Annotated in this window: 11 protein-coding genes; 5 read left to right on the top strand and 6 right to left on the bottom strand. The window is 45.7% G+C overall.

Annotated elements, in window-relative coordinates; all coding sequences use genetic code 11:
* Positions 1-5 precede the first annotated feature (5 nt).
* A complete protein-coding gene (locus AXI59_RS01370) occupies positions 6-581 on the top strand; it encodes a histidine phosphatase family protein (RefSeq protein WP_061521472.1) in 576 nt (191 codons plus the stop codon).
* A 33-nt stretch (positions 582-614) separates the two neighbouring features.
* On the opposite strand, the gene AXI59_RS01365 is transcribed toward AXI59_RS01370, so the two are convergent.
* Positions 615-1,541 carry an ABC transporter substrate-binding protein gene (locus AXI59_RS01365; RefSeq protein WP_061527171.1) on the bottom strand — a complete coding sequence of 309 codons (927 nt, stop codon included), beginning with the start codon at positions 1,539-1,541 and terminating at the stop codon, positions 615-617.
* Positions 1,542-2,053: 512 nt separating this feature from the next.
* Between AXI59_RS01365 and AXI59_RS01360 the strand changes: the two genes are divergently transcribed.
* Positions 2,054-3,202, top strand: a complete 1,149-nt coding sequence (locus AXI59_RS01360; RefSeq protein WP_061521470.1) for a S8 family peptidase — start codon at positions 2,054-2,056, stop codon at positions 3,200-3,202.
* A gap of 44 nt (positions 3,203-3,246) precedes the next feature.
* Here the strand turns inward: AXI59_RS01360 and AXI59_RS01355 are convergent, their stop codons facing one another.
* A complete protein-coding gene (locus tag AXI59_RS01355) occupies positions 3,247-4,497 on the bottom strand; it encodes a M48 family metallopeptidase (protein WP_061527170.1) in 1,251 nt (416 codons plus the stop codon).
* Positions 4,498-4,651: 154 nt separating this feature from the next.
* On the opposite strand from AXI59_RS01355, the gene AXI59_RS01350 reads away from it, so the two are divergent.
* Positions 4,652-5,047: a YhfM domain-containing protein gene (locus AXI59_RS01350; RefSeq protein ID WP_061527169.1), complete on the top strand. Its 396-nt coding sequence runs from the start codon at positions 4,652-4,654 to the stop codon at positions 5,045-5,047.
* 49 nt (positions 5,048-5,096) lie between these two features.
* Here AXI59_RS01350 and AXI59_RS01345 read toward each other — a convergent pair whose 3' ends face one another.
* The 4 genes from AXI59_RS01345 to AXI59_RS01330 all read right to left on the bottom strand — a co-directional run bounded on the left by AXI59_RS01345 (position 5,097) and on the right by AXI59_RS01330 (position 9,237).
* Positions 5,097-6,638, bottom strand: a complete 1,542-nt coding sequence (locus AXI59_RS01345) for a fatty acid--CoA ligase family protein (protein WP_061527168.1) — start codon at positions 6,636-6,638, stop codon at positions 5,097-5,099.
* 131 nt (positions 6,639-6,769) lie between these two features.
* On the bottom strand, positions 6,770-7,414 hold the full coding sequence (locus AXI59_RS01340) for an SDR family oxidoreductase (RefSeq protein WP_061527167.1): 645 nt from the start codon (positions 7,412-7,414) through the stop codon (positions 6,770-6,772).
* An 80-nt stretch (positions 7,415-7,494) separates the two neighbouring features.
* Positions 7,495-8,490 (bottom strand): lipoate--protein ligase, encoded by a 996-nt coding sequence (gene lplJ, locus AXI59_RS01335; protein WP_061521465.1) that lies wholly within the window; start codon positions 8,488-8,490, stop codon positions 7,495-7,497.
* A 12-nt stretch (positions 8,491-8,502) separates the two neighbouring features.
* Entirely contained in the window at positions 8,503-9,237 is a 735-nt protein-coding gene (locus AXI59_RS01330) for an MBL fold metallo-hydrolase (RefSeq protein WP_061521464.1), read from the bottom strand.
* Positions 9,238-9,394: 157 nt separating this feature from the next.
* Here AXI59_RS01330 and yhfH point away from each other — a divergent pair, with 157 nt between their 5' ends.
* Both yhfH and AXI59_RS01325 read left to right on the top strand, forming a co-directional pair.
* Positions 9,395-9,529 carry a protein YhfH gene (gene yhfH / locus AXI59_RS18985; RefSeq protein WP_064485274.1) on the top strand — a complete coding sequence of 45 codons (135 nt, stop codon included), beginning with the start codon at positions 9,395-9,397 and terminating at the stop codon, positions 9,527-9,529.
* 233 nt (positions 9,530-9,762) lie between these two features.
* Positions 9,763-11,052 carry a cation:dicarboxylate symporter family transporter gene (locus AXI59_RS01325; protein WP_061521463.1) on the top strand — a complete coding sequence of 430 codons (1,290 nt, stop codon included), beginning with the start codon at positions 9,763-9,765 and terminating at the stop codon, positions 11,050-11,052.
* Positions 11,053-11,066 lie beyond the last annotated feature (14 nt).

The following is an 11,066-nucleotide window of genomic DNA, read 5'->3' as shown; positions in this document are numbered from 1 at the left end:
ATATTATGACAGCCGTTTGTTTAGTAAGACATGGAGAGACCGATTGGAACGCCCAGAAAAAGCTGCAAGGCAAAACGGATATTCCGTTAAATGCGACGGGAGAGCGCCAAGCAAAAGAAACCGGAGAGTACTTGAAAGATTTTTCATGGGATGTCATTGTATCGAGCCCGATGAAAAGAGCCAGAAAAACAGCCGACATCATTAACAGCTTTTTGAACCTCCCGATCGTCGAAATGGAAGACTTCAAGGAACGGAGCTACGGTGATGCGGAGGGAATGTCTTTACCGGAACGGTCAAAACGCTATCCCGATAAAAACTACCCGAACATGGAAACCGACGAGGAACTGACAGACAGGATGATGGCCGGTTTAGTGAAGGTGCAGCAGCAATTCCCCGAAAAAAAAGTGCTGGTCGTCGCCCACGGCGCAGCCATTCACGCCCTGTTGTCAGCCATTTCAGGCGGAGACATCGACATACAAAACGCAAAGCTTGTCAATGCGTGCCTGAGCAATATTCAGTGGATCGAGAATAAGTGGCACGTCAAAGATTATAATGTAAGCAGACATTTGTCGGCGCAATAACGAAAAGCCCAAAACTTCCCGTTTTGGGCTTTTTCATTTGGACGGAACCATATTTTTTTCAAGATCATCTAAAATAGCGTCCGCTCCGTCAACACTTCGGCGAAGCGACCACTCCTTTCTGCCGGCGTGATAAACGTGCCCGTTTTTCACCGCGGACAGCTGCTTCCACAACGGTTTGTTTTCAAACGTTTTATCTGTCTTCCCGCTCATAAGCACGATGTAATCGGGGTTGATTTGCAAAAGCTGCTTCAGCGTTAACTTCTTATTGGCAGTTGCTCCGCCGCTCGATTCGCCGCCTGTTGTTCCGATCGCATACGTATAACCGGCGAGCGTCAACAGCCGGGATGTGAAGAATTGATCCTCCCTCGCCGTCATGACGTCATTTGTGGTTTCGATTAATAAAATTGATTGACCCTCAGCATCCAGCTTTCTCTTTACTTTATTCAGCTTTTCCTCTTGAGCCGTCAATTTTTCCTCCATTATGCCCTCTTTTCCGACCGCTTTTGCAATCGTCAGCGAGGCATCGACAGTATCCTGATAATCCGCATCGGCATTTTTAAAAGCGATTGTCGGGGCGATTTTCTTCAGCTGATCATATATTCCCTTATGCCGGCTCGTATCGGCAATGATCAAATCAGGTTTTAATGCGGCGATTTTTTCCAGACTCGGCTGTGACCGGGTCCCGACGGACGTATAGCCGTCCATTTTTTTCAACACGTTTTGATTGATCAGCTGCTTCGGTTTATTGTCATCTGCCGCTCCGGCCGGTTTTATGCCGAGGTCAAGCAGCGCGTCAATAAAGCCGACCTCCAGTACAACCACCCGTTTTGGATGTGCCGACATATGTGCAGTCCCCAAATCATGCTTGACGGTGACTTGATGACCTTGTTTGCCAAGCGAGCATGCAGACAGCAGCAAGATAAACATGGAAATCATAAGAACACCGACTGTTGTTTTCATACGCAGCCTCTCCCGCTTATTTCTTTTTTCCGCATATTATACCATTGTATACATAAAAATAATGATGATGATAATGATAATCATTATCATTATTTTTATAAAATGGTTTCTCCTATTCTCTCCGTAAAACCTTCGACAGTCTTTTCTATTGTGAATAAAGCCCGCGTCTTAGCTTCCCTCCCCCCATCTGCAAAGTTCATTCAACAAAAGGTGACATTTCTCCCGTTTTTGAAATCGCCCCCCAAAAAGGAAACGAATCATTTTTCCTAGTAAACAGAGTGACGCATATTCCTGTGCTTATTTACACATGTCCATCCATCGGTTTTTTCCATTAAAATTTAAATATTTCGTGTTCCTATTGAAATAAAGAGAGATGATATACCTAAATAGGAAAAAATGCTTCTGAAAAAAATTGGGTCTACTAAAATATTATTCCATACTATACAATTAATCCACAGAATAGTCTGTGTCTATTGATTATTCTGTAAATTAGAAAAGGGAGAGGATAAAGAGTGAGAGGCAAAAAATTGTGGATCAGTTTGTTGTTTGCTTTAACGTTGATCTTTACGATGGCGTTTGGCAGCGTGTCTTCTGTTCAGGCAGCAGGAAAAACAGGAGGAGAAAAGAAATATATTGTCGGATTTAAGCAGACAATGAGCACGATGAGCGCCGCCAAGAAAAAAGATGTTATTTCTGAAAAAGGCGGAAAAGTGCAAAAGCAATTCAAGTATGTTGACGCGGCTTCTGCTACATTAGATGAAAAAGCAGTAAAAGAACTGAAAAAAGACCCGAGCGTTGCTTACGTTGAAGAAGATCACGTGGCACACGCCTACGCGCAATCAGTTCCTTACGGCGTATCTCAAATTAAAGCCCCTGCCCTTCACTCTCAAGGCTACACTGGTTCAAACGTAAAAGTAGCGGTTATCGACAGCGGTATTGATTCTTCTCATCCTGATTTAAAGGTGGCGGGCGGAGCCAGCATGGTTCCTTCTGAAACAAATCCTTTCCAAGATAACAACTCTCACGGAACTCACGTTGCTGGAACAGTGGCGGCCCTTAATAACTCAATCGGTGTATTAGGCGTTGCGCCAAGCGCATCTCTCTATGCCGTAAAAGTTCTCGGCGCTGACGGATCCGGACAGTACAGCTGGATCATTAACGGAATTGAATGGGCAATCGCAAACAAAATGAACGTCATTAACATGAGCCTCGGCGGACCTTCTGGCTCTGCAGCTTTAAAAGCGGCAGTTGATAAAGCCGTTGCTTCCGGCGTTGTTGTCGTTGCGGCAGCCGGAAACGAAGGCACATCAGGCAGCTCAAGCACAGTGGGCTACCCTGGTAAATATCCTTCTGTCATTGCTGTAGGCGCAGTTAACAGCAGCAACCAAAGAGCATCTTTCTCAAGCGTAGGTCCTGAACTTGATGTGATGGCACCGGGCGTAAATATCCAAAGTACGCTTCCTGGCAACAGCTACGGCGCATACAATGGTACGTCAATGGCATCTCCGCACGTTGCCGGAGCGGCCGCATTGATTCTTTCTAAACATCCGAACTGGACAAACACTCAAGTCCGCAACAGTTTAGAAAGCACAGCCACAAACCTTGGCGACTCTTTCTACTACGGAAAAGGGCTGATCAACGTAGAGGCTGCAGCGCAATAAAACACAAAAAAACGGCGGGGAAAGACTCCCGCCGTTTTTTTTTATTATTTTTCCTCCTCCGCATGTTCAATCCGTTCCATAATAGACGGATGGCTTCCTCTGAATACTTTGACAAGAATCGGCGGATTGACGCGGCTCAGTCCGTTAACGGCCAAGTCCTGAAACGTCTGCACGGCGGCTTCCCTGTCTCCGGTCAGCTCAATCCCGTAACGATCAGCGGCGTTTTCCTGATAACGGGAAACGGCATTTGTCAGAGGATCAGATGCAAAGCTGAGAACGGAAATGATCAGCAATAAAAGCGGAAGAGCGGCCAAATCCCCCGTGCCTTTGATGTGAAACATTCGGCCGAAGGACAAAGACAGCCATTTAAACAGCTTGTCAATGATATATAAACCCGCCAATGACAGGAGCAAGTAACCGGCAAGCCCGATGTATACATGCTTCATAACATAGTGCCCCATCTCATGACCCATGATGAACAGAATCTCCTGATCCTTCAATTTTTGAAGGGTCGTATCCCACAGAACAATCCGCTTATTAGAGCCGATGCCCGTCACATACGCGTTAAGCGCGTTTGTTTTTTCAGACATATTTACCTCGTAAACGTGATTTGCCGGAATATCCGCCTTATCGGCAAGCGATAAAATTTTGCTTTCCAGCTCCTTATCCTTAAGCGTGTAAAAGTCATTATACAAAGGATCAATGACAACCGGCTGCAAGAAAAACAAAAACAGGGTAAACGGCACGGTCAGGCACCATGCGTAAAACCACCATCTTTTTGTACGCTTCGTGATCAGCCAGTAAAACACAAGCACACACAGCGCAAACAGCGGAAAACTGATCCAAAAATTAATGACGTGGTCCCTCACCCAGCTTGCGGTTGTTTGCGTGGAGATATGATAAGCAAGCGAAACACGGTAACCGATCCACTCTAATGGAAGCGAAGCCGCCGTGACGATAAGAGAAAGCACAAACACAAAGCTTACGATTTGCAGCACCCGAAAACGCACGGCTGTTTCCAGCCATTGCTTTATTTTTTTAGCAAGTCCTGTGATGAGGAGCAGAAAAAATAAAAACCAATCAAAAGGAACTCCGATGAAAAATAAAAAATCCTTCACGTTTGAAAAATTCTCAGCGGCTGCCAATTTGCCCGGGCTCATAAACGACGCCGGGTCTGCTTCCGTTCCCTTTACAGCCTCCGGGACAGCAGAGTCCCCTGTCATAAAGAAATACCAATAGAAAAAAAGGCCGTACAGCACATAGGCAAGACCCGCTGCCGCTATCCATTTGCGCATGGAAGTCTCCCTCCTTACCCTGAAATACTTACTTCTATTGTAAGCATAAATGCAAATAATTAGAACCAAGCCCTCTGGCGGATGTTAATCTTTTCACAACAGGGAAGAATGGAACATCAGGAAGCGGGAAAGACTAATGGCTGGAGTGATGAATATGAAAAAAATAATCGGATCTATCGCAGTGATCGCCCTATTGGTCATTACTTTTTTCTATGTATACAGCCGTACCGGCGATGTATTCCCTTCAAGCAACGCAGATCTTATTATTTTGTCTGCGCACGGAAATGAAAAAACGAAAATTAAAAACAGACAGAATGTAAAGGATATGCTCGATATCTTGAATCAAGGAAAACAAGTAAAACTGGCCAAAAGTGTATCGCCTGATTACGATGCAACCATTAAATACCATGAAGATCGGTTTGATTCATTCAGCATGTGGCTCGATGGCCAACAGCATATGATGTACAAACATAAAGATACGTATTACAGGCTGAATCGCCATGATACGAAGCTTTTGCAAAGCATCATTAAAGAAGAATCGAAGAGCTGACGTTATACACTTGAAAAGCGAAGCCTTGGGCGGCTTCGCTTTTTCGGGTTCATTTCGGAAGCATGTCCCGAACAGCTCGCCTCAGCAGCTTTCCGGTCGCGTTTTTAGGAATCTCTTCAAGAAAAACAACTGCCGCAGGGCGTTTATATTTCGCCAGATGCTTTTCACAGTAATCAAAAATGTCCTGCTCTGTCAGCGCACTGCGCGCCGGCACAATATAGGCATGCACTGCTTCCCCCGTTTTGGCGTCCGGAGCGCCGATCACGACGGCTTCTTTCACTTCTTCGTGGCTGTACAGCACTTCCTCCACTTCACGGGGATAGACATTGTATCCGCCGACGATGATCATATCTTTTTTTCGGTCGACAATATAAAAATAACCGTCCTCGTCGCGTCTCGCCAAATCACCCGTGTAAAGCCAGCCGTCCTTTAGCGCATGCTCCGTTTCCTCGGGCATTTTGTAGTAGCCCTTCATCACATTAGGCCCCTTTACTATCAATTCCCCTACTTGGTGATCCGGAAGTTCGCGGCCGAGCGGATCGACGACTTTATTTTCCACATGTAAAATATTCGTCCCGATCGAGCCTGGTTTTCTGCCCCTGTCAAACGGATTAAAACAAGTGACGGGAGAGGCTTCTGAAAGCCCGTACCCCTCTAAAATGGTTACTTTAAAGGTTTGTTCAAAAGCCTGCAAAAGAGCGACCGGCATAGAAGCACCGCCTGAAATACACAGTCTCACAGAAGCAAAATCCTCTGCTTTGCCGTGCTCGTACTGATATAAGTAGTTATACATCGTCGGAACGCCCGCAAAAATTGTTGCCTGCCGCCGTTTGATGAGTTTAAAAACAGACGCCGGGCTGAATTGCGGCTCAATTAATACGCACGCCCCGCTCATCAGAGGCGCATTCATACAAACGGTTAAGCAAAATACGTGAAACATCGGCAATGTCGCGACGATTTTATCTTTCTCATTCATTCCTAAATAGCCGGCGACATCATTTGCATTGGAAAAAAGATTTTGATGGGTAAGCATAGCGCCTTTCGGTTTGCCTGTCGTCCCCGAGGTGTATAAGATCACGGCAGTATCATCTTGGGACAATGTTGGATAACTTCTTTTTCGTTCCATAGGATGGAGCATTTGTGTAAACGTTGTCATTTTTGTGCGCAATTGAGGGTCTTCTGTCACCGGAGCGTTCGCTGTCGTTTGACTTATGATCATATGCTCCAAAAGCGGTAATGAGCCGTGCAGGCGTTCAAATACAGGAATCAGCTGATCCACCGCGGCTATCGCTTTGACATCACCGTTGTTCAGCATATAGCCGATTTCTGTCGGTGTATACGTTGGGTTAATCGGGACAACTACAACTCCCGCTTTTAACGCGCCGAAAAATGCAATGACAAAATCAGGCGTGTTCCCGAGCAGCAGCGCAAGATGATCCCCTTTTTTCAGTCCCCTGTCCTCCAATCCGTTTGCGAATTTTTCAATCTTACCTGCCAGCTCCTCATACGTCATGTACTCATCTTGAAACAGACAAGCTGGTTTTTCCGGTTTCTGTGCTGCCGTTTCTTCCAATTTGGAAACCAGATTCATTTTCCCACCCCTTTAAAAATGTAATGAATGAATAGTCATTCATTATTGCGGAATAAACGTTCACTTTCATTATAGAAAAATATAGAAAAACACTCAAGGGCAAAAAGCCCCGAGTGCCGGAAAACCGAAAACTATAATTGTTTCAGCGCTTCTTTTATCGGCGTGCCGCCTGCCGTCAGATCAAACGCCTTGCCATGAGTATTCGGCTCATCTAAAGAGGCGAGAACCGTTTGGGCGACATCGTCCCTTGAAATGGACCCTCTTTCTAAATCGGCTGCCGCCGCAACCATTCCCGTGCCCGGATCATTCAAAAGCCCGCCGGGACGGATAATCGTATACGTCAGCCCGCTCGCTTCAAGAATTTTGTCCGCATAATGCTTTGCGGCGTAATACGGCTTCAAAGATTCATTCCAATTTTCGCGGTTATGGGCCTGGAGGGCACTGACCATCACGAACCGATCAATTCCGGCGGACTTTGCCGCTTCTATGGCTTTCGCCGCTCCGTCAAGATCAATTAAAAGCGTTTTATCATACCCCGTGCTTCCTCCTGATCCCGCGGCAAAAACAACGGCGTCGCAGCCCTGTGCGGCTTTTGCGATATCCTCCGCGCTTCCTTCTAAATTCGCAGTGACGGCCTCCGTTCCGGCAGCTTGAAGCGCTTCTTTTTGCTCTTCTTTTCTGACCATTGCCCGGACGGTATGTGTGCCGTCTTGTTGAAACAGCCCGGCCAATCTTTGTCCGATCTGGCCGTTCGCACCGATTAGAAATACTTTCATCATGATCCCTCCCTATTCATTGTGTTCCTATCATTTCACACAAACGGACGCCTTTTCAAATCATGTGTTTGGCAAATGTTCTAATAAATCAGCTCAAGAAAATCTTCTTGATCAATATTGCCGAAATACTGTTTCAGATCAACCCCGGCTAACGCCTCCCGAATGGCGGCCCTGTCATATTGCTTTCCGGTCAGGGCATGTTCGAGCTCACTTACGTCTTTAGCGCCGAAGAAATCGCCGAAAATTTTGCAATCCCGGATCATTCCTTTTTTCACTTCCAGACGCAGATCAATCGATCCGACCGGATAACGCTTGGAGTGCTGGAGGTTAAAGGCCGGAGATCTGCCGTAATTCCAGTCCCAGCTTTGATAGCGCTCCTCGGAAATCTTTCTGATGACCTTCCAGTCTTCCTCCGTCAATTTATACTCAGGCACCTCGTCAAGATCATTCGTGTTGAAAATATGGCGAAGCAAATGGTTTTTGAATTCATTTGCGGTCATTTTGTCGTCAAGAAACTCACTGATATTGGCGACACGGCTTCTGATAGATTTGATGCCCTTTGATTCGATTTTGTCTTTTTTCACTTTCAGGGCTGACACAACATGGTCAATAGCGGAATCCAGCATCAAAGTTCCATGGCTGAAAATCCGTCCCTTCGTCGAAAATTGGGCGTTACCTGAGATTTTTCTGCCGTTTGCCATGATATCGTTTCTTCCGCTTAATTCCGCTTCCACCCCGAGCTGGCGCAATGCTTGAATGACAGGCTCGGTGAATTTTTTAAAATTATGGAAGCTGTCTCCGTCATCCTTTGTAATAAAGCTGAAATTGAGGTTTCCGAGGTCATGGTAGACCGCACCGCCTCCGGACAGCCTGCGGACGACGATAATGCCGTTATCCTCTACGTATTTCGTATTAATTTCTTCTATCGTATTTTGGTTTTTTCCGATAATAATCGACGGCTGATTGACGTAAAACAGCAAGTACGTCTGTTCAGGGTCAAGATATTTCACGCAATATTCTTCTATGGCGAGGTTGATCCTCGGGTCATAATGATTTTGATTATCAATAAATAACATGGTGCTCCTCCTTTATTTCTCCCACTTCAGCCCCGAAGAGGCGATTTTCACTTCGCCGCCGAACACGGTTTTTGCTTCTTCCCTCAGCTTGTGATGTTCCCCAAAGTGCGGCAAATGCGTGAGAATCAGCTCCCCTGCGCCGGCCTCTTGTGCGATGCGTCCGGCTTCAATGCTGTTCATATGACCCGCGCTTGTCCCGTCTTGATGGGCATAAAAATTACACTCACAGATTAAAAGGTCGGCATTCTCCGCAAATGGGATGAAGGCATCCTGATAGCTTGAATCAGCCGTGTACACAACAGTATGCGAGCCGTCAGTAATCCGCATGGCATAACAGACGGCCGGGTGAACCGTCTTTAAAAATGTAATGGTGAACGGCCCGGCAGAAAGCGGCTGTTCAGGCTGATAGGCGATTCCTTTTGTATGCGTTTTATATGTAAGGCGCTGAAACTGTTCTATATCAGCGTCATGCCCGTAAATAGGCAGCGCGTGTGTTCCCTTTCCGAGAAAAGAGCCAACCTGCTTGGCGAACTGAAGCGGCCCGATATCAGCGATATGATCATGGTGATAATGTGACAAAATAACGGCGTCAAGCTCTTCTGCCGGCACAAAGGCGAACAGCTTTGATAATACCGCACTGCCGCAGTCGACAAGCAGAGAATAGCCGCCGGATTGAAACAGATAACCTGACGTTGCTTCATTTGCGGCCGGAAACCCGCCGTAACAACCAATAACTGTAACTTTCATATTGTCCTCCGAATGTTTATTGTGAATAGATCCTTTCCTCCAATATACCTATTTTTCGTTCAAATTGCATGTTTTAAACATTGTGTCAAAACAGCCGTTGATTTTTATAAACTGTTATAATACAATATAAAGAAAACAAAACGAAAGAGGGATGGGTATGTTGGATAAAATAACTGAATTTTTTAGAAATCTACCCGGTAAAAAGTGCGCGGAATGCGGAAAAGAAATAGATGAGCAGCATGAGTGCTACGGCAATGTGTGTGACGACTGCTTGAAAATAAAGGATATGTGACAAAAAGGAACCGCACATTCCCGGTATGTGCGGTTCCTTTTTTTGTCACAGGTATCATACTTTCAGAATAGGGCGTTATTCACCATTATTAGCAATCATCTGAATCATTTCCATTATTCAGTATTTTCAATCTATATTTAACTATAGACGAAATGTTTTCTTTTCTATTATAATTTGTTCTAATAGCTATCTTTTAAGATGCTTATTGCACTTTTTTCTTCGGGAGGTAATCTATGAAAAAATTACGCTTTGGATTAGCCACGCAAATTTTCGTCGGACTCATACTAGGGGTCATAGTCGGTGTCATCTGGTATGGCAATCCCGCAATCCCTGTTTATTTACAGCCTGTCGGCGATTTGTTTTTACGCTTAATCAAAATGATAGTGATTCCAATCGTCGTCTCCAGCTTAATCATCGGCGTTGCCGGCGCAGGAAGCGGAAAACAGGTCGGAAAACTCGGCTTCAAAACGATTTTGTATTTTGAGATCATTACTACTTTCGCCATCATTCTTGGACTGGCCCTGGCCAATCTTTTTCATCCGGGAGCAGGCGTTAATATACATGAAGCTCAAAAAACAGACATCAGCCAATATGTTGAAACAGAAAAGGAACAAAGCAATAAATCTGTCGCTGAAACGTTCCTGCATATTGTACCGACAAACTTCTTCCAGTCATTGGCCGAAGGTGATCTTCTTGCTATTATTTGCTTCACCGTGCTGTTTGCACTCGGTATCTCAGCTATCGGAGAAAAAGGAAAGCCGGTATTGGCCTTTTTTGAAGGTGTATCTCATGCGATGTTCCATGTTGTAAACCTAGTCATGAAAGTTGCGCCGTTTGGTGTTTTTGCCCTTATTGGTGTTACCGTTTCCAAATTCGGCCTCAGCTCCCTGCTTTCACTCGGTAAACTGGTCGGCTTAGTATATATAGCCCTTGCTTTCTTTCTCATTGTCGTATTCGGAATCGTCGGAAAGCTTGCCGGTGTAAACATTTTCAAATTCCTCGCTTACATGAAGGATGAAATTTTATTGGCGTTCACTACGTCAAGCTCCGAAACCGTACTCCCCCGCGTCATGGAGAAGATGGAGAAAATCGGATGTCCGAAAGGCATCGTGTCCTTTGTCGTGCCGATCGGATATACCTTTAACTTAGACGGATCTGTGCTGTACCAATCAATTGCCGCCCTATTCCTCGCTCAGGTATACCACATTGACTTGACCATTTGGCACCAGATTACACTTGTGCTTGTCTTAATGGTCACATCGAAAGGAATGGCTGCTGTGCCAGGGACTTCTTTTGTCGTCCTGCTTGCAACACTCGGCACAATCGGCGTTCCTGCAGAAGGCCTTGCGTTCATCGCCGGTGTTGACCGGATTATGGATATGGCCCGTACGGTCGTCAATCTGACCGGAAACGCGCTTGCATCTGTTGTGATGTCAAAATGGGAAGGCCAATACGACGCCGCTAAAGGCGCGGAAATTATGAGCCTCTCTAAAACAGAACAAAATACAACCATTTCCGGTTAACCAAAAGCCTGCAC

This window comes from Bacillus nakamurai, from assembly GCF_001584325.1.
Lineage (GTDB): Bacteria > Bacillota > Bacilli > Bacillales > Bacillaceae > Bacillus > Bacillus nakamurai.
The sequence above is the reverse complement of the archived record's forward strand: the minus strand, read 5'-3'. Positions and strand labels throughout refer to the sequence as shown.

What these genes read in the sequence shown, in the direction of transcription:
- AXI59_RS01370 (WP_061521472.1), top strand. Translation starts at nt 6, where the DNA reads ATGACAGCCGTTTGTTTAGTAAGACATGGAGAGACCGATTGGAACGCC.
- AXI59_RS01365 (WP_061527171.1), bottom strand. Translation starts at nt 1,541, where the DNA reads ATGAAAACAACAGTCGGTGTTCTTATGATTTCCATGTTTATCTTGCTG.
- AXI59_RS01355 (WP_061527170.1), bottom strand. Translation starts at nt 4,497, where the DNA reads ATGCGCAAATGGATAGCGGCAGCGGGTCTTGCCTATGTGCTGTACGGC.
- AXI59_RS01350 (WP_061527169.1), top strand. Translation starts at nt 4,652, where the DNA reads ATGAAAAAAATAATCGGATCTATCGCAGTGATCGCCCTATTGGTCATT.
- AXI59_RS01345 (WP_061527168.1), bottom strand. Translation starts at nt 6,638, where the DNA reads ATGAATCTGGTTTCCAAATTGGAAGAAACGGCAGCACAGAAACCGGAA.
- AXI59_RS01340 (WP_061527167.1), bottom strand. Translation starts at nt 7,414, where the DNA reads ATGAAAGTATTTCTAATCGGTGCGAACGGCCAGATCGGACAAAGATTG.
- lplJ (WP_061521465.1), bottom strand. Translation starts at nt 8,490, where the DNA reads ATGTTATTTATTGATAATCAAAATCATTATGACCCGAGGATCAACCTC.
- AXI59_RS01330 (WP_061521464.1), bottom strand. Translation starts at nt 9,237, where the DNA reads ATGAAAGTTACAGTTATTGGTTGTTACGGCGGGTTTCCGGCCGCAAAT.
- yhfH (WP_064485274.1), top strand. Translation starts at nt 9,395, where the DNA reads ATGTTGGATAAAATAACTGAATTTTTTAGAAATCTACCCGGTAAAAAG.
- AXI59_RS01325 (WP_061521463.1), top strand. Translation starts at nt 9,763, where the DNA reads ATGAAAAAATTACGCTTTGGATTAGCCACGCAAATTTTCGTCGGACTC.